The 26,799-nt window shown below is 62.6% G+C and carries 28 protein-coding genes; 17 read left to right on the plus strand and 11 right to left on the minus strand.

Annotated features, from left to right (window positions below; genetic code table 11):
* Positions 1 to 215: 215 nt before the first annotated feature.
* The gene (locus tag R6U53_RS06750) at positions 216 to 1,094 is read left to right on the plus strand and encodes a hypothetical protein (RefSeq protein WP_410321601.1); all 879 of its coding nucleotides are present in this window, start codon (positions 216 to 218) and stop codon (positions 1,092 to 1,094) included.
* Between the two features lie 58 nt (positions 1,095 to 1,152).
* Here the strand turns inward: R6U53_RS06750 and R6U53_RS06755 are convergent, their stop codons facing one another.
* Positions 1,153 to 1,314, minus strand: a complete 162-nt coding sequence (locus R6U53_RS06755; protein ID WP_410321602.1) for a hypothetical protein — start codon at positions 1,312 to 1,314, stop codon at positions 1,153 to 1,155.
* Between the two features lie 132 nt (positions 1,315 to 1,446).
* Here R6U53_RS06755 and R6U53_RS06760 point away from each other — a divergent pair, with 132 nt between their 5' ends.
* The 5 genes from R6U53_RS06760 (at position 1,447) to R6U53_RS06780 (ending at position 8,610) form a co-directional block, all read left to right on the plus strand.
* The gene (locus R6U53_RS06760) at positions 1,447 to 2,298 is read left to right on the plus strand and encodes a CBS domain-containing protein (RefSeq protein WP_410321603.1); all 852 of its coding nucleotides are present in this window, start codon (positions 1,447 to 1,449) and stop codon (positions 2,296 to 2,298) included.
* Positions 2,295 to 4,034 carry a glycine--tRNA ligase gene (gene glyS / locus R6U53_RS06765; RefSeq protein ID WP_410321604.1) on the plus strand — a complete coding sequence of 580 codons (1,740 nt, stop codon included), beginning with the start codon at positions 2,295 to 2,297 and terminating at the stop codon, positions 4,032 to 4,034. The genes R6U53_RS06760 and glyS overlap by 4 nt, the downstream gene beginning before the upstream one ends.
* A gap of 76 nt (positions 4,035 to 4,110) precedes the next feature.
* On the plus strand, positions 4,111 to 4,629 hold the full coding sequence (locus R6U53_RS06770) for a cation:proton antiporter regulatory subunit (RefSeq protein WP_410321605.1): 519 nt from the start codon (positions 4,111 to 4,113) through the stop codon (positions 4,627 to 4,629).
* A 3-nt stretch (positions 4,630 to 4,632) separates the two neighbouring features.
* Complete coding sequence (locus R6U53_RS06775; RefSeq protein ID WP_410321606.1) at positions 4,633 to 5,850, plus strand: cation:proton antiporter; 1,218 nt, start codon at positions 4,633 to 4,635, stop codon at positions 5,848 to 5,850.
* A gap of 210 nt (positions 5,851 to 6,060) precedes the next feature.
* Positions 6,061 to 8,610 carry a DEAD/DEAH box helicase gene (locus R6U53_RS06780; protein WP_410321607.1) on the plus strand — a complete coding sequence of 850 codons (2,550 nt, stop codon included), beginning with the start codon at positions 6,061 to 6,063 and terminating at the stop codon, positions 8,608 to 8,610.
* Here the strand turns inward: R6U53_RS06780 and R6U53_RS06785 are convergent.
* On the minus strand, positions 8,607 to 9,260 hold the full coding sequence (locus tag R6U53_RS06785; RefSeq protein ID WP_410321608.1) for an Sjogren's syndrome/scleroderma autoantigen 1 family protein: 654 nt from the start codon (positions 9,258 to 9,260) through the stop codon (positions 8,607 to 8,609). The genes R6U53_RS06780 and R6U53_RS06785 overlap by 4 nt on opposite strands.
* A gap of 94 nt (positions 9,261 to 9,354) precedes the next feature.
* On the opposite strand from R6U53_RS06785, the gene R6U53_RS06790 reads away from it, so the two are divergent.
* The 4 genes from R6U53_RS06790 (at position 9,355) to R6U53_RS06805 (ending at position 12,048) form a co-directional block, all read left to right on the plus strand.
* A complete protein-coding gene (locus R6U53_RS06790; protein WP_410321609.1) occupies positions 9,355 to 9,834 on the plus strand; it encodes an RNA-binding protein in 480 nt (159 codons plus the stop codon).
* 96 nt (positions 9,835 to 9,930) lie between these two features.
* Complete coding sequence (gene sepF, locus R6U53_RS06795) at positions 9,931 to 10,284, plus strand: cell division protein SepF (protein ID WP_410321610.1); 354 nt, start codon at positions 9,931 to 9,933, stop codon at positions 10,282 to 10,284.
* Positions 10,285 to 10,369: 85 nt separating this feature from the next.
* Positions 10,370 to 11,299 (plus strand): oxidoreductase, encoded by a 930-nt coding sequence (locus tag R6U53_RS06800; RefSeq protein WP_410321611.1) that lies wholly within the window; start codon positions 10,370 to 10,372, stop codon positions 11,297 to 11,299.
* Between the two features lie 119 nt (positions 11,300 to 11,418).
* A complete protein-coding gene (locus R6U53_RS06805; protein ID WP_410321612.1) occupies positions 11,419 to 12,048 on the plus strand; it encodes a DsbA family protein in 630 nt (209 codons plus the stop codon).
* Between the two features lie 17 nt (positions 12,049 to 12,065).
* Here the strand turns inward: R6U53_RS06805 and R6U53_RS06810 are convergent, their stop codons facing one another.
* Positions 12,066 to 12,818 carry a PHP-associated domain-containing protein gene (locus R6U53_RS06810; protein WP_410321613.1) on the minus strand — a complete coding sequence of 251 codons (753 nt, stop codon included), beginning with the start codon at positions 12,816 to 12,818 and terminating at the stop codon, positions 12,066 to 12,068.
* A gap of 100 nt (positions 12,819 to 12,918) precedes the next feature.
* On the opposite strand from R6U53_RS06810, the gene nucS reads away from it, so the two are divergent.
* On the plus strand, positions 12,919 to 13,665 hold the full coding sequence (gene nucS, locus R6U53_RS06815) for an endonuclease NucS (protein ID WP_410321614.1): 747 nt from the start codon (positions 12,919 to 12,921) through the stop codon (positions 13,663 to 13,665).
* A 28-nt stretch (positions 13,666 to 13,693) separates the two neighbouring features.
* Here nucS and mutS read toward each other — a convergent pair whose 3' ends face one another.
* Positions 13,694 to 16,264, minus strand: a complete 2,571-nt coding sequence (mutS, locus tag R6U53_RS06820; protein WP_410321615.1) for a DNA mismatch repair protein MutS — start codon at positions 16,262 to 16,264, stop codon at positions 13,694 to 13,696.
* Between the two features lie 85 nt (positions 16,265 to 16,349).
* Between mutS and R6U53_RS06825 the strand changes: the two genes are divergently transcribed.
* The 3 genes from R6U53_RS06825 to R6U53_RS06835 all read left to right on the plus strand — a co-directional run bounded on the left by R6U53_RS06825 (position 16,350) and on the right by R6U53_RS06835 (position 18,017).
* Complete coding sequence (locus R6U53_RS06825) at positions 16,350 to 16,760, plus strand: hypothetical protein (protein ID WP_410321616.1); 411 nt, start codon at positions 16,350 to 16,352, stop codon at positions 16,758 to 16,760.
* Positions 16,761 to 16,869: 109 nt separating this feature from the next.
* Complete coding sequence (locus R6U53_RS06830; RefSeq protein WP_410321617.1) at positions 16,870 to 17,442, plus strand: magnesium transporter; 573 nt, start codon at positions 16,870 to 16,872, stop codon at positions 17,440 to 17,442.
* Complete coding sequence (locus R6U53_RS06835; protein ID WP_410321618.1) at positions 17,442 to 18,017, plus strand: magnesium transporter; 576 nt, start codon at positions 17,442 to 17,444, stop codon at positions 18,015 to 18,017. The genes R6U53_RS06830 and R6U53_RS06835 overlap by 1 nt, the downstream gene beginning before the upstream one ends.
* Here R6U53_RS06835 and R6U53_RS06840 read toward each other — a convergent pair whose 3' ends face one another.
* The 7 genes from R6U53_RS06840 to R6U53_RS06870 all read right to left on the minus strand — a co-directional run bounded on the left by R6U53_RS06840 (position 18,018) and on the right by R6U53_RS06870 (position 24,271).
* Positions 18,018 to 19,220 carry a potassium channel family protein gene (locus R6U53_RS06840; protein WP_410321619.1) on the minus strand — a complete coding sequence of 401 codons (1,203 nt, stop codon included), beginning with the start codon at positions 19,218 to 19,220 and terminating at the stop codon, positions 18,018 to 18,020.
* Positions 19,221 to 19,279: 59 nt separating this feature from the next.
* Positions 19,280 to 19,822, minus strand: a complete 543-nt coding sequence (locus R6U53_RS06845) for a DUF6735 family protein (RefSeq protein ID WP_410321620.1) — start codon at positions 19,820 to 19,822, stop codon at positions 19,280 to 19,282.
* A gap of 46 nt (positions 19,823 to 19,868) precedes the next feature.
* A complete protein-coding gene (locus R6U53_RS06850; RefSeq protein ID WP_410321621.1) occupies positions 19,869 to 21,266 on the minus strand; it encodes a site-2 protease family protein in 1,398 nt (465 codons plus the stop codon).
* 106 nt (positions 21,267 to 21,372) lie between these two features.
* Positions 21,373 to 21,963 (minus strand): 50S ribosomal protein L15e, encoded by a 591-nt coding sequence (locus R6U53_RS06855; RefSeq protein WP_410321622.1) that lies wholly within the window; start codon positions 21,961 to 21,963, stop codon positions 21,373 to 21,375.
* Positions 21,964 to 22,157: 194 nt separating this feature from the next.
* The gene (locus R6U53_RS06860) at positions 22,158 to 23,066 is read right to left on the minus strand and encodes a serine/threonine-protein kinase RIO2 (protein ID WP_410321623.1); all 909 of its coding nucleotides are present in this window, start codon (positions 23,064 to 23,066) and stop codon (positions 22,158 to 22,160) included.
* Between the two features lie 123 nt (positions 23,067 to 23,189).
* A complete protein-coding gene (locus R6U53_RS06865; RefSeq protein WP_410321624.1) occupies positions 23,190 to 23,582 on the minus strand; it encodes a hypothetical protein in 393 nt (130 codons plus the stop codon).
* The gene (locus R6U53_RS06870) at positions 23,582 to 24,271 is read right to left on the minus strand and encodes an RAD55 family ATPase (RefSeq protein ID WP_410321625.1); all 690 of its coding nucleotides are present in this window, start codon (positions 24,269 to 24,271) and stop codon (positions 23,582 to 23,584) included. Before R6U53_RS06870 ends, R6U53_RS06865 begins: the two co-directional genes overlap by 1 nt.
* 121 nt (positions 24,272 to 24,392) lie before the next feature.
* On the opposite strand from R6U53_RS06870, the gene R6U53_RS06875 reads away from it, so the two are divergent.
* From R6U53_RS06875 to R6U53_RS06885, 3 genes are all read left to right on the plus strand, one after another.
* Positions 24,393 to 25,337, plus strand: coding sequence for a hypothetical protein (locus R6U53_RS06875; protein ID WP_410321626.1), 945 nt, complete (start codon positions 24,393 to 24,395; stop codon positions 25,335 to 25,337).
* 450 nt (positions 25,338 to 25,787) lie between these two features.
* Entirely contained in the window at positions 25,788 to 26,114 is a 327-nt protein-coding gene (locus R6U53_RS06880) for a hypothetical protein (protein WP_410321627.1), read from the plus strand.
* Positions 26,104 to 26,718: a hypothetical protein gene (locus tag R6U53_RS06885; RefSeq protein ID WP_410321628.1), complete on the plus strand. Its 615-nt coding sequence runs from the start codon at positions 26,104 to 26,106 to the stop codon at positions 26,716 to 26,718. Before R6U53_RS06880 ends, R6U53_RS06885 begins: the two co-directional genes overlap by 11 nt.
* Positions 26,719 to 26,799: the final 81 nt, after the last annotated feature.

A 26,799-nucleotide genomic window follows, 5' to 3' on the forward strand; every position in this document is an offset into this window, starting at 1 on the left:
CGACGCCGACACCCACGCCCACGCCGACACCCACACCAGAACCCACGCCCACGCCGACACCCACACCAGAACCGACACCCACACCAGAACCCACGCCCACGCCGACACCCACACCAGAACCGACACCGACGCCGACCCCTGAACCAGCTGACGGCGGTGGATCTGGTGGGGGAAGCGGTGGCTCCGCCGGATCGTCGGACGACACCACCTCCGAAATGAGCGTCGATCGAGCGGCGACCGACGATGGAGTCACGGTGGTCGTGGAGAACGCCGCCGCGGAGACTGCCGTTCCGATCGAGTTGGGGCTTGACGGACCGGACGTCGACGATCCGGCGGTCACCTTGGTCGGACTCCGGTTCGTGACTCTCGAGGAGTTGTCGCGCTTCGAAGTGACGGTGGAACGACCGTCAGATATCCCCGATAATATCTCGTCTCCACCCAGCGTCACTGCGATGTGGTACGTCGAGATGAATGCGACAGTCGACGACGACGACGTCGACAACGTGTCATTCCGCCTCCGTCTCGCCGAGGATCGCCTGCCAGATGAGACGGAACCGGACGATGTACAAGTGCTGCAATTCGATGGCGATGGGTGGACGCCGGTGCCCACGACGTACGAGAACGGAGTGCACAACGCGAGCACCGATGGGTTTCAGTCGTTCGCTATCGCCGTACCCGATGCCGGCGGCGTCACCGTCGTCGATGCCGAAGTCCCGACCGATCGGGTGCGCCAGGGTGAAACGACGACAGCGAGAGCTACGCTCGAAAACACCGCTGGGACGAACGTGACGGAGACGGTGACTGTCGCGATCGACGGCGACGCGGTCGCGACGCAGGAGGTAGAACTCCCACCGGGTGAAACGGATGTCGAGATCGACTTCGAGGCGGTGGCCGGCGGAGTCGTCACGGTGAACGGTTTCGAGGCGGGAGAGATTCGAACCGGCACTCCATCGGGAACGTCCCAGGAGGACACCTCAGGCGATGAAGAATCGTCGGGAGGTACGTTTTGGCTCCTTCCGCTGATACTCGCGCTGATCGCTTTGACTGTCGGGGTTTGGTTCACTGTCACCGAACTAGACACGGACCAGTTGTGAGAGAACGTGCGCTCGGCCTGCTGTCGGTTGACGCTCGCGTACGCCCGGAGGGGAAGCGCTAGGACCGTAACGTATTGATGAGGACCGGTAAGACGAGCCCGACACCGAGGAGCACCCCGAGTCGCAACAGTCGGTTGTCGCTGAACTGCAACGCGAGGAGCCACAGGCCGATTCCGAGCAGCCCGAACGCCGTCGCGATCTTCCCGTCGGTACTGGCCATATCGGGCGGATGTCGGCCGACCGAAGTATAGCTGCCGATCGATCGACACTCTCCGACGAAACGGGACCGTAGAACACCACTCGACGGGACAGGTCGGTGGACTTAGTACGGAGGCGCAGAAAGGGAGTCGGTATGAACGTTGCAGACGCGATGACGCCGCGCTCGGAGGTGATCACCGTCGAGATCCCCGGAACGCGAGAGGACGTGCTCGAATATCTGCAGGACCGTGGGTTCTCGTCGGTTCCCGTGATTCGATCGACCGACGACGGCGAGCAGTTCCGGGGACTCGTCACCCGCGAGTCGCTCATCGAGCAGCCCGACGAGGACCAACTCGCGCTTCTCACACGGGACGTTCCAACCGTCGGTCGATCCGCCTCGTTGACCGAACTCGCCGAACTTATCGTCGAATCCGGCGAGCGCCGGGTCCCGGTGGTCGAAGATACCGAACTCGTCGGTATCGTCACGATCACCGACATCGTTCGAGCGATCGCCGATGGCAAACAGGACGGTGATACGATCGTCGACGAACTGGCGACGCGGGAAGTCAACACGGTGTACCACGGGACACCACTACCGGTTGCGGAACGAGAAATCTCGTACGCGAACGTTCCCTACGCCGTCGTCCTCGACGACGAGGGGAGACAGACCGGAATGATCACCGAAGTCGATATCATCGAGGTCGCCCGCGTGGTGCAGGGCGAGTCCAACCCCGGCGATGCCGTCGCAAACCAGGACGACGAGTGGATGTGGGAAGGTATCAAGGCGGTCGGCAGCCGCTCGATCCCCACGCTGAACGTCGAAATCCCATCAGCGGCGGTCTCGGAGTTCATGACCGAAAATCTGATCACCGTCTCGAAGACACGATCCGCCCGCGAAGCCGCACAGCTCATGCTCTCGAACGACATCGAACAGATTCCGCTACTCTCCGGCGACGAGCTCCTCGGCATCGTGCGCGACATCGATCTGCTGGAGGCGCTGGTATGAGCGAGACGAGGGATCTGGCCGAACTCGCGAAACGCCGCGGGTTCTTTTTTCCCTCGAACGAGGCGTACGGTGGAACGGCCGGATTCTACACCTACGGCCCGGAGGGTGCCGCGCTCAAGCGAAACCTCGAGGACGTCTGGCGGGACCTCTTCGTCCGCGCACTCGACAACGTAGAGCTCGAAGCGCCGACGATCATGCCCGAAGCGGTGTTCGAGGCGTCCGGACACCTCGACGGATTCGACGACATGATAATCGAGTGTGCCGAGTGCGGGGCGACCCATCGGGCCGATCACCTCGTCGAGGACGCCGTCGCCGACATCGAGGACGCCGAAGCGCTCGGCCCCGAGCGAGTCGGAGAGTTCATCGCCGAACACGGGATCGTCTGCCCGGCGTGTAACGCCGCTCTCGCCGACGAACCCGTCGAGGAATTCAACCTGATGTTCGGCACGAACATCGGTCCCGGCTCCGCTTCGCGCGGCTATCTCCGCCCCGAAACCGCACAGGGAATCTTCGTCGAGTTCCCTCGGCTGAAGGAGTACGCCAGGAATCAGCTGCCCTTCGGCGTCGCCCAGATCGGGCGGGCGTACCGAAACGAGATCTCGCCGCGACGGGCATTGGTTCGCGTTCGGGAGTTCACGCAAGCCGAACTCGAACACTTCATCGATCCCGAGCGCGACGAGCCACCGATCGGGCGCGTCGCCGACGTCGAACTACCGTTGTACTCCGCGACATCCCAACACGACACCGACGGTACCACCGAAACGCACACTGTCCGAGACGCCCTCGAGGAGGGCATCATCGACAGCGACTGGGTCGCCTACTATCTCGGCTGTGCGATCGACTTCTACGAACGCATCGGCATCGACATGGACCGATTCCGCTATCGACAACACCTCCCCGGCGAGCGCGCTCACTACGCCGCGGACTGTTGGGACGCCGAGACCGAACTCGGCGGCAACTGGATCGAGGTGACGGGGTTCGCCTACCGGTCCGATTACGACCTCTCGAACCACGGCGAGTACGCCGACGAATCGTTCACCGTCTTCCGACAGTACGACGAGCCGAAGACGATCGAACGGGCGATCGTCGATCCCGACATGAGCTATCTCGGTCCGGAGTTCGGCGGCGACGCGGCCGCGGTCGCCGAGGAGCTCGACGCGCTCGCGGGTCGCGACCGTTCCGCCTTCGAGGGTGAGACCGTCGACGTCGAACTCGACGGAGACAGATATACGATCCCCGTGGAAAAAACCGGCTTTGCCGTCGAAGAGCAGACCGAGGCCGGCGAGCACATCACTCCCCACGTCGTCGAGCCGTCGTTTGGCGTCGACCGACTCGTTTACAGCGTGTTGATCCACGTCCACGAGACCGACACTATCGACGACGAAGAGCGATCGTTCCTCGAACTCCCCGCAGAAATGGCACCGACGACCGTCGCCGTGGTCCCGCTGATGGCGAAGGACGGTCTCGATGACCGAGCCCGATCGATCGCCGAGGGGCTTCGAACGGCGGGATTCGAGGTCGCATACGACGACACGGGTAACATCGGTCGTCGGTACCGGCGACAGGACGAAGTCGGGACTCCCTACTGTGTGACGATCGATTACGAGACGCAGGAGGACGGAACCGTGACGATCCGCGAACGAGATTCGACCGCACAGACGCGGGTCGATGCCGATGACCTTCCCGCGGTGATTCGGCGACTCGTCGACGGCGAAACGCTCTCCGATCTGTCGTAGTGTTTCGGCGTTTCTGTGCCGTCGGTGCCGAGCGTTCGACCCCTATGTTTTATTGATCGGGTGAGAACCGGATTCCATGACCGTCTACGAATCGGACCTACCCGGCGTCGGGAAGAAATTCGAAATCGAACTCGGCGACGGATCGATGCTCATCATCGTCATTCACAACACGGGCAAACGTGAAGTGTTTCGCCGCGAGGGTGAGAACGATTCGGTCAAACTGTTCGAACTTTCGGATCAGATGTCCCGACAGGTCGGCACGATACTCGAGGGTGCGTATTTCCAACCGATCGCGACGGACACGACCGAAACGATGCTGGACGACGATTCGTTACTCGAGTGGGTCAAAGTCGTCCCGGGGTCGAGTATCGTCGGCCAAACGCTCGAAGAACTCGACTTCCGAAACGTCACCGGTGCCTCTGTCGTCGCCATCCAACGCGACGAGGACACCGAGTCGAATCCCGGTCCTGAGAGCGTCATCGAGGCCGACGACACACTCATCATCCTGGGTCCTCGGGACGCCTGTCGGAGCGTCGAGTCGCTCGCATCGGACGACACGGCCGCTGATGATCTTGATATCGAGGACGACGCCTAAGGTATGGCGGAGATTCTCTTCGAAGCCGGCCTGATGCTCGCGGTGCTTGCCCTCGCGGGTACCATCGCCCAGCGACTCAACCAGTCCGTGATCCCGTTCTACGTCCTCTCGGGGATGGCGATGAGTCCGTTCGTCCTCGGTCGGCTTGGGATCGCCCCCGTCTCCGGATACGCGATCGAACTTCAAGAATACATCACGCTGTTAGCCGAGTTGGGGATCGTCTTCTTGCTGTTCTTTCTCGGGCTGGAGTTCAGCTTGGACCGATTGCTCGAATCGCGAGAGAATATCGGAAAGGCCGGGACGCTCGACTTGCTCGTAAATCTCCCTGCGGGCGTCGTCGTCGGACTCCTGCTCGGCTGGTCGCTACTCGAAGCGTTCGTCCTCGGGGGGATCGTCTACATCTCCTCGTCGGCCGTCATCACGAAGTCGCTCATCGATCTCGGCTGGATCGCAAACGACGAGTCAAACCCGATGCTCGGAACGCTGGTCTACGAAGACCTGTTCATCGCGTTTTATTTGGCGGTCCTCTCGGCAGTTCTTCTCGGCGGCGGTGAACTTTCCACGATCGTCGTTGACGTCGCCGTTGCGATGGGTTTCCTACTCGTACTTGTGAGTGCCGTCTACTTCGGGACCGACTACTTCGATCGGTTCTTGAACGTCGATTCCGAGGAGATGTTCGTCCTCCGGGCGGTCGCCATAACCGTCTTCGTCGCCGGCTTCGCGCTCGCGATCGGTGTCAGCGAGGCGGTTGCGGCCTTTTTTATCGGCATGGGCTTTTCGGGCACCGATCACCTCCACAATCTCGAACGTCGACTCATCCCGTTTCGGGACATCTTCGCGGCCGTGTTCTTTTTTTGGATCGGACTACGGACTGATCCGGGGGTCTTCCCGGCGGTCGCGGGAATCGTCGCGTTGCTCGTTCTGGTGACGACGCCAACGAAGGTGTTCACCGGATTTTTCGCCGGCCGATTCTACGGGCTCGACGATCGCCGCAACGTCCGCGTCGGCCTCGGGATGGTGACCCGTGGAGAGTTCTCGCTCATCATCGCTGCGATCGCCGCTGATTCGACCCTCGGGGGGGCGGTTCTCACGGAAAGCATTCCGGCCGTCGCGGTCGGCTACGTACTGTTCATGAGCATCCTCGGGACGATGCTCATGCAGTACTCGGGGACCTTCGAGCGGTACGTCGTCGACGGTCGATCTCGGACCGCGACTGATTGACTCCGTTTTTCGAGCGCAAGACTCGAAGAACTGCGAACGGGCGGCGCGCCCATTCGGCAGTCCGTTACGCCGCACTTCCACCTCGGCGGACTGCCGGCCGCCTCTCAGGTCATGGAGTGTCTGGGGTTGATTCATCACGATCGGGCGTGAGCTTCACTTTCACCTCGGCGGCCGAACCCTTATACAGCGAAGCGACGAACTGTCGGACAGATGGCGACCGCTACGGGTGAGACGGAGTACATTGAGGGGCCGCTGTTGGTCGACGGCCTGCTCGAAAAGCGGCGCTACCAGCTCCAGTTGGCCGCAACCGCCGCCACCGATCACACGCTCGTCTGTCTACCGACCGGGCTCGGGAAGACGGCGGTCAGCCTGCTCGTCACCGCCGAACGGCTGGCTGAACACGGTGGAACCTCCGTCCTTCTCGCCCCGACGAAGCCGCTCGTCCAACAGCACGCGGCGTTTTATCGCGAGGCGCTCACGATCGACGACGAGGACGTCGTCGTCTTCACTGGCGACGTCAGACCCGACGACCGCGCGGCGCTTTGGGAGTCGGCCCGGGTCGTCTGCGCCACGCCGCAGGTGATCGAAAACGATCTCGTCGGCAACCGAATCTCGCTGGCCGACGTGACGCACCTGACCTTCGACGAGTGTCACAGGGCCACCGGTAACTACGCGTACAACTACATCGCCGATCGGTATCACGCCGACGCCGACGGGCCGCTCGTTACCGGGATGAGCGCCTCACCCGGCGGCGACAAAGAGGAGATACTCACCGTCTGCGACAACCTCGGGCTCCGGGACGTGGCGGTGATGACCGAGGACGACGCCGACGTCTCCGCACACACGCACAACACCGACGTCGAGTGGGAGCGAGTCGAACTCCCGGAGACGGTCATCGAGATCCGTGACGCGCTCAACGAGGTGATCGCCGAACGGCTGACGAAGCTGAAGGGGTTGGGCGTGACGAACTCGACGGACCCGAGCCTGTCCCAATCACAGCTTAACGCCATCCGCGGGAAGCTCCAGGAGCTGATCAACAACGACAGCTCCGAGGGATACAAAGGGATGAGCGCGCACGCCGAGATCATGAAACTCCGGCGGGCAGTCGAGTTGGTCGAAACCCAAAGCGTCGAGTCGCTTCGCCGGTACTTCGAGCGCCAGCGCGAGGACGCCAAATCCTCGGGGGCGTCGAAGGCCAGCCAGCGTTTCGTCAGCGATCCCCGGGTCAAAGAGGCGATGCGTCGCGCCGAGACGTTCGACGACCTCCACCCGAAGTTCCGCCGGACGCGAATCCTGCTCGCGCAGACGCTCGGTATCGAGGACGGCGAACGGGTCATCGTCTTCACCGAATCCCGAGACACCGCGGAGACGTTGACGGAGTTTCTCGGCGAGCACTTCGCGACCCGTCGGTTCGTCGGGCAGGGTGACAAGCAGGGTTCCGACGGGATGACCCAGACCGAACAGAAGGAGACGCTCGACGCGTTCCGCGCCGGTGAGTTCGAGGTGCTCGTCTCGACCTCGGTCGCCGAGGAGGGACTCGACGTTCCGGACGTGGATCTCGTTCTCTTCTACGAACCGGTGCCGAAGGGGATCAGGTCGATCCAGCGGAAGGGTCGAACGGGCCGTGCGAGCGACGGTCGCGTCGTCGTGTTGCTCGCCGAGGACACGCGCGACGAGGCGTTCTTTTGGATCTCCCGAAACGAAGAAAAACGGATGGAATCGGAGCTTCGGAAGCTCAAGAACCTCGAGGGCGAGATCGAATCGGAGATCCGAAAGCAGGTCGGAATCGACGCGTTCGAGGGCAAAGCCGACGAGACGAACGGCTCGGAGACGCCGACCGACGCCGACACCGTCGAGATGGACGATCCCGACGACGGTGCTTTCACCGAGGGCTCGATCGAACCAGATGGCCGTCGATCCGATGATACGGCCGAGTCAGAACGGGCCGGACAGGCCGGACTCACCGACTTCTCTGGGGATGTGTCCTCGAAAAGCGAGGATCGCCACGACCAATCGGCCTCCGGGATGACGTCCGAGGCGGTGTCGGATACGGGTGAATCCGACGCAGATCCGACGGTCCCCGAGGCTGCTCCTCGGGACGGAACCGTCGAGATCGTCGCCGATCAGCGCGAACTGGACTCCCACATCGCCCGAGACCTCTCGACCCGAGAGGGGATCGAGACGCGGCTCGAAACCCTCGAAGTCGGCGACTACGTCCTCTCGGACCGGGTCGTGGTCGAGCGCAAGGAAGTGGACGATTTCCTCGACACACTCGTCGGTGGCGATCGATCGCTGTTCGAACAGGTCGGTGCGGCAGCACGCTATTACGCCCGCCCCGTGGTCATCATCGAGGGTGATCGCCTCTACGAGACCCGGAACGTCCATCCGAACGCGATTCGCGGCGCGCTCGCCTCGCTCGCGGTCGATTTCGGCGCCAGCGTCATGCGCACCGACGACGCGGACGACACCGCAAACCTGCTCGAAGTCATCGCCCGGCGCGAGCAGGAAACGGACGATCGAAGCGTCTCGGTACACGGCGAAAAGGGCGGCAAAACGCTCGTCGAACAGCAGGAGTACGTCGTCGGCTCGGTCGCTGAAGTCGGGCCCGTGACCGCGCGAGCGCTCCTCGAACACTTCGGCAGCGTCGAGGCTGTAATGGGGGCGAGCGGGGACGATCTCCTCGACGTGGACGGAATCGGTGAGATAACTGCCGATCGGATCCGGACCGTGACGAAAAGCGAGTACGCGAACCGCGACTAGAGTCGGCGGACGCTTTCGAGCGTCTCCGCGGCCTCCCGCGCCGCAGCGAGGAGGTCGCGCTTTCTACCGACGTCCCGCGTCTCCGCGGCCTGCTGGGTCAACGACGCGATCTCGTTGACGAGCGTCGCCTCCGTCGTCCGGAGCGCTTCACGTTTGGCTCCCGCGTCGGATCGATCCGCTCCGTCGTCGGGGCTGGCGGTCTCCTGGCGCGCGGGTGGATCGATCCGCGCCGGCCGAGTGTCCCGTGCGGGTGTCGGTGCCGATTCTGCCGTCTGCTCCGATGGATCGTCGGACTCGCCCGACGGGTCCTCCGTTTCCTCGACGGCCGCCGTCTCCGATACGTTCCGTTCGATCTCACGTTCGGCTTTCGCGTCGACCGGGTCGGTGTCCGCCGCTTCGGGCTCCGCCCGCTCGCCGTCGGCGTCGAGCAACTCTCCGTCCTCCGTCACTTCCCTCTCGCAGGTCGGACAGAACTCCCGGCCGTCGTACCGGAACACCGGGGACCGACACGCCGGGCAGTGCCGGTTCGTCATCGTCGCCCCCTGCAAGAGGAGCTCGCTCATGCGTTCGGACGCTTCCCTCTTTTGTTTGTCACGCTCGTACTTTTCACGGAGTTTCTCGCGTTCGGCCTCCCGATCGAAGTCGCTCATACGTGCTCCAACGTGTTTTTGCCGCAAAAGGACTGCGCTCGAGACCTCGCTGACAACCGGCGGTTTTTAAGCGATGAGGCGACCACGGTCCGATATGCAGGTGAAATCCCGCCACCATCTCCGGTCGGACGAGATCGGCGAATTAGAGGCGTCGCTCGCCGACCATCTCGGCATCGGACTCGACGGCGACAGCTACGAGCGCGTCGAGTTCACCGATGTCGACCGGGAGGTCGTCCTCGTGGACGGCGAACCGCTCGTCGCCTCCTTCGACGGCGATCTCTTCGTCACCGTTCGGGGAGCGAACGCCCACCCCCCTGAGAAACACGTCGTCACCGTCGACGCGGGTGCAATCTCGTTCGTCTCCGACGGCGCGAACGTGATGCGCCCCGGGATCACGACGGCGACCGACGACATCGCCCCCGGCGATCTGGTCGTGATCGTCGAGGAGAACCACGGCAAGGCGTTGGCGATCGGTCGCGCGAAAGCCGACGGCTCGGATATGGTGGGTGATTCGGGGATGGTCGTCGAGTCGTTACACCACGTCGGCGACGATCTCTACGAGTTTCACGTCTGACCGGAACGGCGTCGGCGCTCCGCGAAGACGCGTCCCGGACGCCATCGGGGTGGTTTGGACGTAAAGCCTATGCCACCAGCAAACGCTTTCAAAGATATGGGACTCATGAGTAAGCTCCTCGGCGGGGGCTCGGCCAGCACCGAGGATTACGTCGAACTCAACGTCGACGACTTCGAGGCCGACGTCTCGGCCGCGACGGTACAGATCAAGTTCGCCGAGATCAGCGACAAAAACGACGTTATCGACATCAAAGACGCCGTGTACGACGGTGATATCGTCGTCGCCGACATCATCCGACATACGACCAGCGATCGGACGATGGAGCACATCATCGACGAGCTGAAACAGGTCGCGCGCGAGGTGGGTGGCGACATCGTTCAAAAGGAGGACGATCAGATCATCATCACGCCGGGCGGCGTCGGCATCTCGCGATCGAAGCTCGGCCGGTAATTCCGCTCTTTCGCTCTCGGCAGGTATTTCGGGCCGATACCGCCGGGGCCGGCGAAATTTTGTTCGTTCAACCCATATCGGGCCCATGTCAGAGTGGTCCCCCGCGAACATCCCCGACCGGTCCGGCCGGATGGCGATCGTTACCGGCGCGAACAGCGGCCTCGGATTCGAAGCCACGAACGAACTCGCGCGCGCCGGCATGCACGTCGTGATGGCCGGCCGCGATATCGATCGTGTCGAAAACGCACGCGAGGAGATCCGTGCCGAGATCGACGGCGCGTCGCTCATCGTCGGCGAACTCGACCTCGCCTCGCTCGACTCCGTGCGATCGTTTACCGAGACGATCACCTCCGAACTCGACAGTCTCGATCTCCTCTGCAACAACGCCGGGGTCATGGCGATCCCGCGTACCGAAACCGACGACGGCTTCGAGACGCAGTTCGGCGTCAACCACCTCGGACACTTCGCGCTCACCGGGCAGCTACTCGACGCCTTGGCGTCCGCGCCGGATCCACGGGTTGTCACACACAGCAGCGGCCTGCACACCCGCGGCCGAATGGTATTCGATGACCTCCACGGCGAGAGCGACTACGACAAGTGGGACGCCTACGCGCAGAGCAAACTCGCGAATCTGCTCTTCGCGTACGAACTCGATCGTCGGTACGGCGACGTACTGACGAGCGTCGCCTGTCATCCCGGCTGGGCCGCGACGAACCTCCAGCGTCGCGGCCCAGAACGGATGGGTTCACGGCTTCGAGTGGTTGCAATGGACGTCGCGAATCGCCTGTTCGCCCAGTCCGCAGCGCAGGGGGCGTGGCCGATGTTGTACGCCGCGACCGAGTCCGACCTCAACGGCGGCGAGTACGTCGGTCCCGGTGGGCTGTTCGACATGCGCGGGCCGCCGGAGGAACAGCGCTCGAGCGAGCGCTCGTACGACCCCGCGGCTGCGACCGAACTCTGGCGACGCTCTGAGGAGTTAACTGACGTCGAGTACGGCGCGGTCGATCCCGCCTAACGATCGTTCACGCACACTTCGAATCGATCGGCACAAACTGACCGCCGTGCGACCGATCGTGTGCGGCGACCGCGGACTACCGACATACTGTTTTGTATCGTTGGCCCGTACCACAGAGCATGCGTTCAGCCTCACCCACGATCACGATCTACTCGGATTACGTGTGTCCGTTCTGTTATTTGGGTCGGATCTCGCTCGATCGGTATCAGGACACTCGGGACGAGAAACTACGGATCGACTGGCACCCGTTCGATCTGCGCAGCCAGAAGCGTCGTCCTGATGGGACCATCGACCACGCCGTCGACGACGGGAAGGACGACGACTACTTCGAGCAGGCAAAACGGAACGTCCGCCGACTCGCCGAAAAGTACGACGCCGAAATGGACCTCGAGTTGGCCACGGATATCGACTCCCTCTCGGCGCAGCTCGTCTCGTACTATCTGCGCGAAAATCGCGACTACGAGACGTGGCTCGCGTTCGACGAGGCGGTCCTCGCGGCGCTTTGGGAAGACGGCAAAGACATCGGGAAACCGGCGCTGTTGGTCGAACTCGCGACTGACGCGGGCGCCGACGCCGACGAGGTACGGTCCGCACTGGACGACGACTCACTCCGCGAGGAGCTCAGACAGCGGTTCACCGACGCTCAGAGCGAAGGCATCGGGGGTGTTCCGACGTTCGCCTACGACGGCTACGCTGCGCGGGGTGCGGTGCCGCCCGAACAGCTCGAGCGGTTGGTCGAAGGCGTCTAGATCGGTCTCTCCGGACCTCACCGGAACGGCATCGCCGCGACGTATCTCGCGCCGCTGCCGCTTTTTTTCAGCGCCGTTTTCATTCCCCACGTGGTCTTTCGCCCGGCCGCTTTCGCGTAGTGTCCCGTCGCACGCCGTATCGACGCCCGTTGTCCCTGAACGTCGGTGTTACCGTTTTGGATCGCCGCGACGACGTCGTCGCTGGCGATCTCGCTGATCGGCTTGTCCACGCTGAGTTCCGTGTAGGCTCTCCCCACGGTCAAAAGCGAGTGCGCGTCGCTGCCGCCGACCGCGGGATAGCCGTACCGGGTGGCGTACCGACGCGCTCGCCTGTTCCGGTAGCCGGTGAACAGCCAGGCGTTGAACGTCTCGATCGCGTTGGGATCGACGCCTTTGAGCCGCCGTTTTCGCACGCCGTGACGCGTCCGTTGGAAGGGGTGGGGCACGATCGACGCGCCGCCGAGATCGTCGACTGCGACGACGGTTTCGGCCATCGGTTGCCCCGATTCGGGCATCTCATCCACCCCGATCGCCAGGAGGTGGCCGTCGGCCGTCGAGATCTCCACGCCCGGAATCCCAATGAGGCCGTACTCGGGGGCCAACTCCGCCGCCTTCAACGACGCGTGGATGACGTCGTGGTCTGTGATGACCACGGCGTCGAGATCGATGTCTGCGGCGTGTTCGAGGATCAAATCGATCGGCTCGTGGCCATCGTAGGACGCCTCGCTGTGAACGTGAAAGTCCACTTCGAGGTTCGCGGACCTACTCATCGATCGGATGTTCGTCGTCACGGAATAAAAAGTGGGCGAAAGCGGATCTGATCGTTGATCGAACGTGACATTTAACGCGCCGAAGCGGCTATCGACGCGCGTGACAGCGGAGGGTCCGACACCGACGCCTCGAACGCTCGCCGACCCGTCAGCGACGGCGGCGGCCTCGTTCGTGACGGACGCTATCGACAGGGACGCACTGGTGACGTGTTTCGGCCGCTGTGCGATCGAGTACGAGGGGCGGGCGGCCTCGAAACTGGCCTCGGGCGATAGGCACGTTATGCTGAAACCGGACGGGACGGCGCTCGTCCACACCGACGAGGGACAAAAGCCGGTGAACTGGCAGCCGCCCGGCTGTGAACACGGCTGTCGGGTCGACGACGGCTCGTTGGTGATCGAGAGCGTTCGCACCTCACCGGACGAACGGCTCACGGTGTCCTTTTCGAACGTCGCGCTCGTGGCGACGTTCGATCCGGCCGACGACAAATCGATCGAACTCGTCGGCACCGAGGCTGATCTGAAACGGCGAATCTTGGCGGATCCGGAACTCCTCGAAGCCGGCTTCACGCCGCTGGCGACCGAGCGCAACACGCCGGCCGGTTCGGTCGACATCTACGGCGAGGACGACGAGGGGCGGACGGTCGTCGTCGAGTTGAAACGGCGGCGGGTCGGGCCTAACGCGGTCGGGCAGTTGAACCGCTACGTCGAGGCGCTCGAACGGGAACTGCACGTCGACGCCGAGGTTCGCGGAATCCTCGTCGCACCGTCGGTGACCGAGCGAGCGACGGCGCTTCTCGCCGAGGAGGGCTTCGAGTTCGTTCCGCTGACGCCCCGCGAGGACGACTAGACGAACACGGGATTGAGACGGCTCGGGATTACGGCGATTTCAACTCCGACTGTACCTGCGAGAGGATGTTCAGCGCTTCGAGCGGCGTGGTTTCGGCGATATCGACGGCCGCCAACTCCGCGAGCAGTTCCTCGCGTCCGCCGTCAGTGGCGGCGGGTTCGAGCGTCTCGTCGGTGTCGGCGTCGGTCGCGTCCAGCAACTCGCTGGCTCGGCCGACGACGCTCGCCGGAACGCCGGCCATCTCGGCGACTTCGACGCCGTAGGAGGCTTCGGCTGCACCGGGTTTGAGATCGTGTTCGAACTCGACGCCGTCGGATGATCGGGTCGCCGAAAAGTGGTAGTTTCTCACACGCGAGAGTTCGTCGGCGACCGCCGTTAGCTCGTGGTGGTGCGTCGCAAACAGCGTGTACGCGCCGACCGAGTCGTGGAGATGTTCGGTCGCCGCCTGTGCGATCGCGTAGCCGTCGCGCGTCGACGTGCCGCGTCCGACCTCATCGAGCACGACTAGGGCGTTCTCGTCGGCTTCCTCCAGAATGGCCGCCAGTTCCGTCATCTCGACCATGAACGTCGAGCGTCCCCCGGCGATGTCGTCCGACGCCCCGACCCGGGTGAACACCCGCTCGAGAAGCGGCAGCGTCGCTCGCTCGGCCGGCACGAAACTGCCGATCTGCGCGAGCACACAGATCAGCGCGACCTGTCGCATGTAGGTCGATTTCCCGGACATGTTTGGCCCGGTGATGACCGCCATCGGCTGCTCCGCCGGTAGGTCGGTCGGATTCGGAACGAAGGACCCCTCGGTTCGCTCGACGACCGGATGACGTCCGGACTCGATCTCGATCCCACCGCTGCCGACCGACGGTCGCCGATACCCGTACTCGGCGGCCACGGTCGCCAACGAGCAGAGCGCGTCCAATTCGGCGATCGCGCTCGCCGTTCGCTGGATCCGTTCGGTCTCATCCGCGATCTCGCTTCTGATCTTTCTAAAGAGGTCGTACTCCCGATCGTCAGCGCGCTCGCCGGCGCGGATGATCTCGTCCTCTCGCTCCTTGAGTTCGGGCGTGTAGAACCGCTCGGCGTTCTTTAGGGTCTGCCGTCGGTGATAATCGTCGGGCACCGAATCGAGGTTCGGGTCGGTCACCTCGATGTAGTAGCCGTGAACCGAGTTGTGTCCCACCTTCAACGAGTCGATCCCTGTTCGTTCGCGTTCTCCGGTTTCGAGCGCCTCGACCCACGCCTTCCCCTCGTGTTCGGTCGCTCTGAGCTCGTCGAGCCTGTCGTCATACCCCTCCCGGATGACACCGCCCTCGGTGATCTCGATCGGCGGCGATTCGGCGATCGCCCGGTCGATGAGATCGCGCACGTCCGCACAGTCGTCGAGCTCGGCCTCGATCGTCGCCAGCAACTCGCTGTCGCTTGTGGCGTCGTCCAGGCATGCCCGGAGGTCGGGCACCACCGACAGCGTCGATTCGAGCGCCCGCAGGTCCCGGGCGTCAGCGCGCCCCCTCGACACGCGCGCGACGAGCCGTTCGAGATCGTACACCTCGGCCAGCAACTCCCCGGCGCGTTCGCGATCCTCGACGCGCCCTCGAAGCGCCCCGACCGCATCGAGACGGGCGTCGATGCGATCGATGTCGAGGAGCGGGCGTCGGAGCCAATCGCGCAGCGTTCGGCCGCCGAGCGCGCTCGCGGTTTCGTCGATCGTTTCGACGAGCGCGGCCCCCTCCAGTCCGTGGACGTGTCTCGGCTCGAAGACTTCGAGCGAGCGGAGCGCGACCGCGTCGAGCAGCATGTACTCGCGGGGGTCATACCGGGTGAGGTGGGTGAGATACTCGAGCCGCCCGGTCTCGCCGTCGGTTCGGACCCCGCGGGCGTACTCCGCATAGGCGAGCAACGCCCCGGTCGCGCGGATCTCGCTTTCGTCGGCGAGGCGTCCCTCGCCGAAGTACGAGCGAACCGTCGCTTCGGCGGCCTCGAGGTCGAACGCGGATCGCTCGTAGGGCGTCACCATGCAGTCCGCGCCGAACGGGTCGGTCGGCGCGTCGGGGCCGACGATCGCCTCGGAGGGATCGAAGCGTTCGAGTTCGTCGGCGACCGCATCGAGCCGATCGAGTCTCGTCGCGTAGAAGTCCCCCGTCGAGACGTCGAGCAGCGCCAACCCGTAGCCGTCGGTCAGACAGGCGACGAAGTTGTTGTCCGCGTCGGCGAGCAGTTCGGTCTCGGTGAGCGTCCCTGGCGTTACGACTCGGGTGACCGCCCGGTCGACGAGCCCCGAGGTCTCCTCTGCGTTCTCGATCTGATCGGCGATGGCGATCCGATAGCCGGCGTCGAGCAGCGTCTCGATGTATGATTCGGCGCTGTCGATCGGGATACCCGCCATCGGGTACGTGCCGGTCGAATCCTCCCGCTGAGTGAGTGTGATCTCGAGGATTCGAGCGGTCGCCTCGGCGGCCGAACAGAACGTCTCGTAGAAATCTCCGACCTGAAACAACAAGAGCGCCTCGTCGTAGCGCTCACACAGTTCGAGATACTGCGACAGCATCGGCGTGAGTTCTTCGGCCTTCTCGGCCATCTCCGGCGGCGGTCCCAGCGCCTCGTCCATATTCGGAGGTGCGTCTCGCCGAACAAATACTCACCGCCCTCCTGGCGACCGACACCGTTTTCGGCGTCTCGGTCGAACGCAGACCATGGCAGAGGACGCCGACATCATCACGCTCGCGTTCGATCTAGCGGCGCTCGAACGGCTCGCGGATCCAGCCGGCGTGATCAGAGACACGATGCGGTGGACCGATCACCTCGGTATCGTGAGCGACGAGCCGTCGTATCTGGTCAGAAAACGAGCGCGTGACTACGGGTTCAACCCCGACTTTCTCCCCGGTCCGAGAACCCGTTCGGAGAGCCTCGTAAAGATCCGAAACCAGCCCGAACACGCCGCGGACAGGTACATCTACGTCTCCGCTGACGAGTCCCTTGAAGCGGTCGCCGAACAGCACGGATGGGAGTTCAGCCCGATCGAGGAGGCGGCCGACACCGCCGGTTGGCGGCTTCATTCGGGAGAAATACGGGACGAGTCGGACCAACACACCGGGTGGCCCTGAACGGTCGAACGGACGCTCCGTCTCGCTGCTCGGTTCTGCGCCGGGGCTCGACGCGGCCGAATTCGCTCGCGGTCGGTAGATTTAACTCGAAACTGGGACACTCTCGGACATGAACTTCCGGGAGGGGTTCTGGTCGATTTATCGCGAGGCGCTACCGGTTCTGTTCGTCGCGCTGCTTGGGGGGCTCTTCTCCGGATTGGTTCTTGAGGAACTGCTGGCGAGCGTCGAGCGCTTTCCCGGACTGTTGGTGATGGTGCCGGTGTTTTTGGCCACTCGAGGTAACGTCTACGGCGCGCTCGGCGGTCGAATCGCGAGCGGACTCCATCAGGGTCTCATCTCGCCGGCGTTCGAGTGGAACGAACGGCTGATAAACGCTGTCATCGCCTCCTTCGTCAACGGTATCTTCATCTCCATCTTCATTGGCGTCATCTCGTGGATCGCGTTACAGCTTCTGAGATGGCCATCCGCGGCACTCTCCGAACTCGTCGCTATCATGCTACTCGCCGGAACGATAACGTCGGTCGTGCTAATCTTCGGGCTACTCGCGATTCTCTTCACCGGTTATCGGTTGGGATACGATCCGGACAACCTCGTGGGTCCGATCGTCACCACGCTCGGTGACGTCTTCGGGATGCTGTTTTTGCTCGTCGCGGTGCTCGTCGTCGAGGCGGTGTTCGTCTGATGTTCGGCGACTCGGAGTCGCTCGGGACATGGGACGCTCGAACGATCGTCACCAACATGTTCCCGCTGTTGGTCGTTCTCTGTACCATCGTCCTCTGGGCGGGAATCACTCTCGAGGAAGCCGAGCACCTACTAAACGAGTTCGGCCTGCTCGCGGTCATGGTGCCGACGATGGTCGGCGCGGGCGGCAACCTCGGGACGATTTTGAGCTCGCGGCTGACCACCCGACTCCACTTGGGGACGACCGAACTGGACTTTCACGATCGCATCCTGTGGGCGAACGTCGCGGCGGTGTTGGCTCTCGCGGTGACGATCTTCACGACTCTCGCCGTCGGTGCGTGGGCGATCGGGCGAGTAATCGGGGCGTCGTTGTCGCTTTCGGCCCTGCTCACCATCTCGATCGTGAGCGGTATGTCGGTCGCCGTCCTCGCCGTACTCTTCAGTTTCGCCACGACGTACGGCTCCTATCGGCTCGGTATCGACCCGGACGACACGACGATCCCGGTCGTGACGAACGTCGTCGACGTGTTCGGGATGGTGATCTTTCTGGGCGTTTCGAGGCTCGTGCTGTTGTAATCACGAGGCAAGATCGTCGAACTGTCCCGCCGCGGTTCGAGTCCCCTTCGCGATCACGATGTCGCCCGCTCTCAGCGCCGCGTCGGCATCGCCGACGATCAGCCAACCCTCCTCCGGACGGCGGATGGCGATGACCGACATCGTCACGTCCGCGTCGGGAACCCCCGCAGTGACGTCGGTCCCGTCGAGCGTACTCGCGGGCTCTATCTCGATGCGGGTGATGATTTCGTCGCTCTCTTGGACTGCCATCCCGACGACGGGATGAACCGCGATATCGCGCAATACGCCCTCGCTGATGTCGACCGCCGCGTCGCTTATCGCCTCCGTGCTGGTTCCGAGATGGATCAATCCCCGAAGTGATACGGGATCTTTAGCTTCCGCGGCCGCGCGAAGCACCCACGCCTCGAAGCGCGACTCGAGCGCGTCGACTTCGACCTCCAGATTGCGAACCTCCTCCGCGATCTCCTCGCTGTCGAAGAGGACGCTGCTGTAGGCGAGATCGACAGCGAGTTCCGAGAGGTTCTTCATGTGAACGATCGTGTCGACCGCCCGTTCGAGGTCCTCGATCGCCGACGTTTCGGCCTCAGGCGGCTGGTATTCGGTCCCAGTTATCGTTCGGTACACGTCACCTATCTCCGATTCGGGGCCGCGAAGCAACGCCACGTCGTCGGCTTCGATTCCGGTTTCCGGACCGGGGTTCAACAGCCACTCGTCGCCGCGTCGCAACGCGATGACCCTGATCCCGGTTTCCGACTCGAGATCGATGTGCTTCAGCGTTCGCCCGGCGTACGGTGACTCCCCGGCGACGATACCACGAACGAGCGTTTCGACCGCTTCGGGAAGCGCCGTTCGCATCGCTTCCGGAAGACGGATGTCATCGAGGACGATCTTCGCGATGTCGCCGGCCGCGTCGCTGATCTGATCAGCGGCGGCGACGATGCTGAGGACCGGAGCGAGCTGTTCCGCGTCGTCGGGACTTCGAGCGGCCATGAGGAGGCTCATTCGCGCGCGCATTTCGAGGACGTCCATCCGCTCTTCGAGACGCAGCACCTCCTCGGCGAGGTCGGCATTGCGGTGCAACACCGCGGAGTACGAGAGATCGATGAGGAGTTCCGCCGTGTCCTTCATTTCCACCAGCACGTCCTTGACGCTCACCGGCTCGTACTCGACGGGGGACGACGCCTCGCCCTCAAGCGGGTCCATAGCGGCTAAAACCGGCGGCGGTAAAAAAGCGTTTCCCGGTCACGCCGACTGGACCTCCGTCAGGCTTCGCGCTCGTCTTTGGTCAGCCACACGATCGTCCCCCGGTCGGGATCGAGCCACCGAAGCGCCCGGACGATCGCCCCGTCGTCGGGGCCGCAGACTCCCCGGACCGCACGGGCGCCGGCAAGCCAACCACGGAGATACGCCGCATCGCTCTCGCCGTCGTATCCGACGAGTGCGACCGTCTTCCCGTCGCGTCCGAACGACCGACAGTCGAGTCCGAAGACGAGGTACGTCCGGACCGAAAAGTCCGGACCGACGATGTACAGCGCTTCGTGCTTGATGGGATCGACGTACTCGTCTAACTCGACGAATGACAACCTCGTTGCGATCGGATCGGGGTCGATGGCCGTTTCACCGTTCTCCGTCAGCCGTCCGCCCATCGGCGTGAGCAACTCCCCGGCCCGTTCGCGCGCCCAGCCGTCGTTCGGTGGCCCGCCGAAGGGCCGCTCCGGCGTGATCGCCGCCGGATCGACGCCCCAGTGTGCGTAGTGAAGATCGTAGCCGTCCCTGTCGTATGCGACAAGCGTGCGATGACCCATGGGGCGTCTGGCCGCCTTTTGAGTTATAAACGCCGGGACGCGGTATTCATGCGTAGCCGTCGGGGAGTTCCACCTCCGGTCGCGGGCCGAGTCCCTGCAGCACTTCGATCATCCGCACGAAGTCCGCCGAGGTGATCTGCCCGACGAACCGGCCGTCTTCGACGACGAGAATGCGGTCGCCGCGCGCGGAACTCATCGCGATCAGCGCATCGAAGGCGTCCGAATCGGGATCGACGAGCGGTGGCGTAGGACCCATCACGTCGGCGACGGTCGTCGACTCGCGCTCCTCGAGTGGGACCTTCTGCACCGATTCCAGCGTCACGACTCCCGTGACCGTCCCCCGTTCCATCACCGGATAGGCGGTCGTCCGCTCCGTAACGACCCGATCGACGAACCCGGCGACGGTCGTCTCCGGGGTGACGGTTCGAACGTCCGTCGACATCAACTCGCGCACCGTCAGCCCGCGGAACAAGTCCCGGAGGACCGTCGTTCTGGATTCGGCACCGGCCGCGATGTAGACGAACATCGCGATGAGCAACAAAAGCGGCGCGAGTGCGAGTACGGCGAATACGGCCATCAACACCGCCATCAGTTTTCCCACCGCCGCGGCGGTCTGGGTCGCTTCCGCGTACGGGCGCGAGCGCGCGAGAAGCGCCCGAAGGACCCGACCGCCGTCCATCGGGAACGCCGGTATCAGGTTGAACACCGCGAGCGTCACGTTGATCACAGCGAGCGAACCGACGACGAAGAGGACGACCGGCTGTGCGGGAATCACGAACAGGAGTGCATAACAGGCTGTACCGACAAGCACGCTCATCACCGGTCCAGCGATCGCGACGTACAGCTCGATATCCCAGTCTTCCGGTAGATTCTCCATGTGTGCCATCCCGCCGAAGATCCAAAGCGTGATCGACGCGATCGTGACGTCGTAGCGGCGGGCGACCCACGAGTGGCCCAGCTCGTGGAGCAATACACCAACGAAGAGCCCTATCGAGGTCGCGATGCCGGCGAGTAGCGGCATGCTGCCGGACTGAATCACGGCGATGTCGATCGTCCGGGGCGAGATGCTATTGACGAGATTGGCGTAGAAGACGAGTTGTGCCTCGCGGCTGATAAGCCACGCGAGGAGTGGTAAAAAGACGACGAGCGTGACGTTGAGGCGAATCGGGATACCGGTGATCCGACCAATCTCGAAGTTTCGCATACGGATACCACTCTCCCCTCGAGCAAAAACACTGTCGCGGCTGGGTACCTCTTCGATTCCGCCGACGTTCGGCGCGTTCCGCTTGACGCCGTCTGTCGGGTCTCCGGTGGCGCTTTGGGAGGAGTGGCCCTCGCTGGAGTCTGCGCCGGTGTTACCGTTTCGGTGTCGCAGTCGGCACTGGTACTCACCCGCGGCGTCCTCGTAGCTCTCGAAGGCGGCCCGCTCGATGTCGAGTACCACCGTTACATCGGTATCTTGACTGTACGCCGCGTTCTACGCCTTCTCACGCGTTGCGTACACTGTTCAATTCACAGACAAAACGGGGCCACGTTGACGAAAATCGCGATTATTTGCCGCGGTTGTTGTTCGAACGGATGCTCGGCCGGGTGTGTTCAGTTCCCTTGCCGCGCTTTTGTAGCCCTCGACCGCGCCGACCCGCGGAGGTCCGGCCACGGTACGCCCGACCGCGTTGGCTGTCGTCGCAGATCCAGTTGAGGTCGTCGTCGTTCTCGATCGCGCCGTGTTTGGGATCGAGCAGGATGACTTCGAACCACTTCTGGGAGCCGTCTTCGCCGACCCAGTAGCTGTTCAGCACGCGAAGGTTGCGGAACTTCCGGACGGATCGCTCCTCGGCGATCCGCTGGAGGTTCTTTCGACGGGTGATCTTGTTGACACCCTGTCGCTTCGATCGGCGGCCCGCTTTGAACCGCTGCTTTCGGGCGCTGCCCTTCCGAACCGAGACGCGGGCGACGACGACGCCCTGTTTCGCCTTGTAGCCGAGCGAACGGGCCCTGTCGAGTCGCGTCGGGCGGTCGATTCGCGTGACCGACCCTTGTTTGCGCCACTCTTGTTGTCGTTGCCACTGCAGTTCTGCGAGCTTTCCTTCCTTCGGCGTCTTCCACGCCTCTCGGATGTGTGAGTAGAAGCTTCGTGCCATGTGTTTCACCACGGGCGTTGTGTGGTTCAACCGACGCGCCGACCGCGGCAGTCACATCCCGACCTGTGTGGACAGGTGCCCACCGGTGCCCGTCGTCCGGCGAGTTGCTGAGATTTCAGCACACGCGCTGTTAAGGGCTTCGAAAGGCCGCAGCCCCGACTGCCGGAGTTGGATTTGATATCGCAGCCTGTAGTTTATTCTTCGAACTGTCGCACCGTCTCGAAGGTCCCACTCACCAGCGCGTCCGCTAGTTTTCCCCTGTCGATTCCGGGCGTCTCACGGGGGTATTTCCGCTCGAAGTGCCCGAACAGGTTGTCGATATCGCGCTGCAGCAGTTCGCGGCTGTTCGCGTGCTCCGTCGGCACTGCCTGGGGCCAATCGAAGATCGTCACGCCGTCGCTCGCGACGAACACGTTGTACTCGCTCATGTCCGCGTGAACGACCCCGGCCTCGTAGGCCGCCATCAGTTCCGAGAGGATAAGATCGAGGACGCCGACGACCTGTTCGGGCTCCAGTTTCACACGCGACAGTTCGACGCCGTCGATTCGCTCCATCACGATCGCGTGGCGGTTCTGATCGACCGGTCGCGGGACGGAGACGTTCGGATACAACGTTTCGAGCGTTTCGTACTCCCGTTCGGCGGCTTTTCGGGCAGTGTAGAGCCACGATCGGTGTTCGTTGTCCGCGGTGTACTCTCGCTCTTTTTGCACCTCGCGGAAGTTCGTATATCCCTCGCGGTGGTATTTCAACGCGAGTGGCCTGAACGATCGGACCTCGTACACGTCGCTTTCTTTGCCGACACCGAGCGGCGAACCGACGCCGTCGATCGTCTCCCGTTCGGAGAACGCACGAAGCGCGAGCGCGTCGTACCCCTCGAAGGTGAGACGATACCCCGTGTACTGCATCGTCTTCTGTTCGAGTAGCTCTCGATCCATACACCGGTCGATCCGGTACTCGATATCGCTTGGATCGAGACGCGAAAACTCCGGAAGTTTCTCCCGTGCCACCCATCGAGAAAACCGCATCCCGTGTTCGATACCGGATAGCAGATGGAAGTCCTCGCGTTCCAACTCCACCATCCGCGTGGCGACGTTCTGTACCATCGTATCCGGTCTTGGGGCCGAACGCTCAAAAGCGCCGCGTGTGGGCAGTTGGGAATGTGATATACGCGATCGTAATATCTCAAAACGAGGTGTGTCGGGCGCTCGGGAATCTCGACGCTCGTGCTACCGTCGCAAAAACGCGGGAAGGTCCAGACGCTCCGGCGGTCCCTCAGGCAGAGCCGTCCACTTCGGCGCCCGGATCGCATCGGGAACGCCGCCCTCTGGATCCTCTTCGGTCACGTCTCGGGGCGCGCCGAGTTCGACCTCCACGAGTCGCTCCCAGATCGCCTCCCCGTCGGTCTCGTCGGCTTCGAGCCGGAGCGCTTTCGCCCGCCCTTCGTCGTAGGCGAGTTCGATGATCGTCTCGTCGTACGCGTCCGGGGATCTCCGCTTCAACGTTTCGTACGTCTCGGCGCCCGGATCGCCACACACTGATGCGACGCCGAGCGCGTACGCGCGCTCGAGAGCCTCGGTCGTGGTGTACTCCTCGCCGTCCTCGAAGTATCGATCGTACATCACGGACCCCGTTTCGCCCCGACACTGACCCCATCGGGCCCGAACGACACGTCGTGAATGTCGGTCTCGATCCGCGTCCCTCGCATCTTCAGCACCTGGACGCCGCGCTGCATCCCCCCGTTTTCGAGGAAATTGTGCATGAAGATGACACCGTGGGCGAGATAATGCTCGTCCGCGTACGCCGACGGATCGGTCATCTCCGAAATCAACACTACGGTGGCGTCGGTACGTTTCAACGAGGTCAGAAACTGTATCGTGGTGCTCTCGGCGTCCGCCAAGAGGTACTCCAAGAGCATGGTCGAGTCGACGATGACACGATCGATCCCGTTCGAGTCGATAAACCCAGTGAGCCGGTTGATCAAACTGGAGGCGTCGTGGTGTTTTTTCGGCGGCCGGAACAGCCGCTTTCCCTCCGGGGAGAACACGTCGACGAAAATCAATCGATCGCTGTTTACGGCTCGGTCGAATCCGAACTCGTAGCCCGACATGTCCTCGAAGATATCGTCGCGAGATTCGTGCATACTTACGAACAGACAGCTCTCGCCCTGCCTGATGCCTTCGACCAGAAACTGGCTCGAAAACGTCGTTTTCCCGCTTCCCGGTGGCCCCGAGAGTGCGTACAGTCGGTTGGCCGGTAACCCCCCTCCGACGAGATCGTCGAACCCTGAAACGCCGCTGGAAACGCGCATACATAGCGAAGCGTACATATCGCATATAATGCCTCACGTCGACTCACGTTTCAAATCAAGCGTCGAGCGCCGCCCCACGTCGCCGGAACACAGATGAACCGCGAGAACGAACGACGTTCCAATGTTACGCGAACTCATCGAGACGGTTCGAAACCCGGAGTACACCGGTGAAAATCGCTGTCCCCCGTGTACCGTAGTGAATCTGGCGATCGCTGCCGCGCTCGGTGGCCTCGTCTCGCGAAAATCGAGGAAAGCGGGAGCGCTCACCGTCGTCGGTTCGGTCGCGTTGATCTCCCTCCGGGGGTATCTCGTCCCCGGAACCCCCGAATTGACGAAGCGGTATCTGCCCTCGGCCGTGTTGCGCTGGTTCGGGAAATCCCCCGACACCGATCTCGCCACCGGCTTCGCCGACTCGGAACTGGACGCACCTGGGGCCGATTCGTCCGACGCGGTGTCCGACGCGGTGTCCGACTCGGCGTCCGACGAGGAGCCGGCTCAAACTACCGACCGTGCACCCAGCGTACCGAACGATCTCGAGACGTACTTCCTCGATAACGGGCTTCTCGAACCCTGTGAAGTCCGAGATGACCTCTGTCTCACGGGCGATTTCGAGGCCGCATGGATCGACGAAATGGATTCGATCGTCGAGGGGGACACCGATCTCGTCGAGGCGATCGTCGATTCATTCGGGTTCGACGCCGATCTCGACGAGTTCGAACTCACCGAGAAGGAGAAGGGCGGGTACGTTCTCCATTACGGGACTCGATACGCCGGCAGATGGCCGTCGCACGCCGCGCTGGTGGCCGATATCGCCTCGAGTGCGATCCTCGATTCGTGGCTCGACGAGTGGACCGAATACACGCCTCGCGAGAAGGGGAAAATACTGAACAGCCTCCGGATGTTCCTCGAAGTGTGCCCGACCGCCGAGGGCGGCGTCCGGATGAACGAGGAGCTCGTCGAATCCTGCTGCTCGTCGAGCACCGTTATCGCCGTCGTCTGTGAAGAGACCGGCGAGCGGGTCTTCGAACACCAGGTTTTGGGTGACGCGAGACAGGCCACGAACTAATCTTACTTTTGTGGCGCTGGGTGGGTCTCGCTTTCGAATGGGAGGCAGATACGGCGTCATTCGTCGAGCTCACCCGTACCGCGAACCTTCGAGCTGAGGATCGCGTTTTATCGGGACGCTTTGTTCCGCGTCCGTCAGCAGGTGCTGTTCTCGGCGGACTGGAGGGTTCTCTCCGGGGGGTTCGGTCTCGATGGTGGGTTTCCCCCGACACTTTGTGTAAACCGTATGTTGTGATATAAAACCGTGGGGGACGAGTTCCTAGCTTTCGCTCATTTCAGTAGATCATAATGATTCTGCACGGTTCCTAACTCATATCGCATCCCTTGAGAGAGAGAGAGAGAGAGAGAGAGAGAGAGTGACCTGTCTGGTAGTGCTACGTTCTTGGCAACTTGTAATGACAAGTAAGTACGCGTCATAACATATATGCCTCTTCACGTCGAACGTCAATGTATGAGTGGATCAGGCTATGACAAGACGATTCAGTTCCGTGCCGGAGCCGAAAAAGAGGCCGCGGAGCTCCTCGATGAGATCCACATTGGTGGCGTCAACGTGAGCGAACTCGCCCGTGTCGGCCTGGTCGAAATGCTCCGGCAGTCGTTAGATGAACAGGACAAGATTGCGGTGTACGAACGATACAGTCGTGGTGAGATCGGTGAGGACGTGGCCCGTGTCCTTCTCGGTGAGAAACTCGATAGGATGGAAGCGGAGAAAGAGTCGTTCGAGGCGGCTATGGAACGAGACACGTCTGAATTCTTGACGGGCAGCGATGGCGAGTGAGGCTCGCTATCCGATACTGGCTGATACGAGTTCTTTGATCGCGGTTGCGAACACCGCTCAGTGGGAACGACTGAAAGACGCGATTCATCTTACAACGACAAACGTCTGCAAGCACGAACTTCAAAACCACGTCAACTCGAACAAATACCCGCCTGAGGGCAGCCGTGAGCACTACTTGAAACGAGGAAGCCAACGTGTTCTTGAACATCTAGACGAGGATTCATCGCCGTGGTCGTGCGTTACTGTCGTTCCCCGCCCGCATGGGCCAGACGCAGGCGAGCAATCGCTCAAGCAGGAACTTTCTGAGCATGGTCCGTCGTATCAGATCGTAACGATCCTTGACTCTGCTGCGAGACGGTCAATTCGGCGTCTCATCAATGACAACGGGTACGACATTGACGTTGTGGGACCACCGTATCTCCTCTACATCTTACTTGACAACGACCTCATCGAAAAGCCTGAATTCTGCGAGGCAACCGTGGAGATGATTCGGACGGAAGGGTGGACTGGGTACGAGGTTGTGAAGAATGCGTGGAGCAGTATTCCCGTTGATTGTTCCGAAATCCTTGACGACGAATATGATGACGCCCTTCCACCGAAATGATCTGGCTTATACTGCCAATCTGATCAGTAATGCTGGTAAGCTGAACGAGGAATAGCTACAGTCTATCTCCGTAGACTGAAT

Origin of the sequence: Natronomonas sp. (assembly GCF_046483325.1) — an archaeon.
Lineage (GTDB): Archaea > Halobacteriota > Halobacteria > Halobacteriales > Haloarculaceae > Natronomonas.

What these genes read in the sequence shown, in the direction of transcription:
- R6U53_RS06860 (WP_410321623.1), bottom strand. Translation starts at nt 23,066, where the DNA reads ATGGTACAGAACGTCGCCACGCGGATGGTGGAGTTGGAACGCGAGGAC.
- R6U53_RS06840 (WP_410321619.1), bottom strand. Translation starts at nt 19,220, where the DNA reads ATGGACCCGCTTGAGGGCGAGGCGTCGTCCCCCGTCGAGTACGAGCCG.
- sepF (WP_410321610.1), top strand. Translation starts at nt 9,931, where the DNA reads ATGGGACTCATGAGTAAGCTCCTCGGCGGGGGCTCGGCCAGCACCGAG.
- R6U53_RS06770 (WP_410321605.1), top strand. Translation starts at nt 4,111, where the DNA reads ATGACCGTCTACGAATCGGACCTACCCGGCGTCGGGAAGAAATTCGAA.
- R6U53_RS06875 (WP_410321626.1), top strand. Translation starts at nt 24,393, where the DNA reads ATGTTACGCGAACTCATCGAGACGGTTCGAAACCCGGAGTACACCGGT.
- R6U53_RS06870 (WP_410321625.1), bottom strand. Translation starts at nt 24,271, where the DNA reads ATGCGCGTTTCCAGCGGCGTTTCAGGGTTCGACGATCTCGTCGGAGGG.
- R6U53_RS06760 (WP_410321603.1), top strand. Translation starts at nt 1,447, where the DNA reads ATGAACGTTGCAGACGCGATGACGCCGCGCTCGGAGGTGATCACCGTC.
- R6U53_RS06825 (WP_410321616.1), top strand. Translation starts at nt 16,350, where the DNA reads ATGGCAGAGGACGCCGACATCATCACGCTCGCGTTCGATCTAGCGGCG.
- R6U53_RS06780 (WP_410321607.1), top strand. Translation starts at nt 6,061, where the DNA reads ATGGCGACCGCTACGGGTGAGACGGAGTACATTGAGGGGCCGCTGTTG.
- R6U53_RS06885 (WP_410321628.1), top strand. Translation starts at nt 26,104, where the DNA reads ATGGCGAGTGAGGCTCGCTATCCGATACTGGCTGATACGAGTTCTTTG.
- R6U53_RS06790 (WP_410321609.1), top strand. Translation starts at nt 9,355, where the DNA reads ATGCAGGTGAAATCCCGCCACCATCTCCGGTCGGACGAGATCGGCGAA.
- R6U53_RS06785 (WP_410321608.1), bottom strand. Translation starts at nt 9,260, where the DNA reads ATGAGCGACTTCGATCGGGAGGCCGAACGCGAGAAACTCCGTGAAAAG.
- R6U53_RS06865 (WP_410321624.1), bottom strand. Translation starts at nt 23,582, where the DNA reads ATGTACGATCGATACTTCGAGGACGGCGAGGAGTACACCACGACCGAG.
- R6U53_RS06750 (WP_410321601.1), top strand. Translation starts at nt 216, where the DNA reads ATGAGCGTCGATCGAGCGGCGACCGACGATGGAGTCACGGTGGTCGTG.
- R6U53_RS06775 (WP_410321606.1), top strand. Translation starts at nt 4,633, where the DNA reads ATGGCGGAGATTCTCTTCGAAGCCGGCCTGATGCTCGCGGTGCTTGCC.
- R6U53_RS06755 (WP_410321602.1), bottom strand. Translation starts at nt 1,314, where the DNA reads ATGGCCAGTACCGACGGGAAGATCGCGACGGCGTTCGGGCTGCTCGGA.
- R6U53_RS06845 (WP_410321620.1), bottom strand. Translation starts at nt 19,822, where the DNA reads ATGGGTCATCGCACGCTTGTCGCATACGACAGGGACGGCTACGATCTT.
- R6U53_RS06855 (WP_410321622.1), bottom strand. Translation starts at nt 21,963, where the DNA reads ATGGCACGAAGCTTCTACTCACACATCCGAGAGGCGTGGAAGACGCCG.
- R6U53_RS06830 (WP_410321617.1), top strand. Translation starts at nt 16,870, where the DNA reads ATGAACTTCCGGGAGGGGTTCTGGTCGATTTATCGCGAGGCGCTACCG.
- mutS (WP_410321615.1), bottom strand. Translation starts at nt 16,264, where the DNA reads ATGGACGAGGCGCTGGGACCGCCGCCGGAGATGGCCGAGAAGGCCGAA.
- R6U53_RS06880 (WP_410321627.1), top strand. Translation starts at nt 25,788, where the DNA reads ATGAGTGGATCAGGCTATGACAAGACGATTCAGTTCCGTGCCGGAGCC.
- R6U53_RS06800 (WP_410321611.1), top strand. Translation starts at nt 10,370, where the DNA reads ATGTCAGAGTGGTCCCCCGCGAACATCCCCGACCGGTCCGGCCGGATG.
- glyS (WP_410321604.1), top strand. Translation starts at nt 2,295, where the DNA reads ATGAGCGAGACGAGGGATCTGGCCGAACTCGCGAAACGCCGCGGGTTC.
- R6U53_RS06810 (WP_410321613.1), bottom strand. Translation starts at nt 12,818, where the DNA reads ATGAGTAGGTCCGCGAACCTCGAAGTGGACTTTCACGTTCACAGCGAG.
- R6U53_RS06835 (WP_410321618.1), top strand. Translation starts at nt 17,442, where the DNA reads ATGTTCGGCGACTCGGAGTCGCTCGGGACATGGGACGCTCGAACGATC.
- R6U53_RS06805 (WP_410321612.1), top strand. Translation starts at nt 11,419, where the DNA reads ATGCGTTCAGCCTCACCCACGATCACGATCTACTCGGATTACGTGTGT.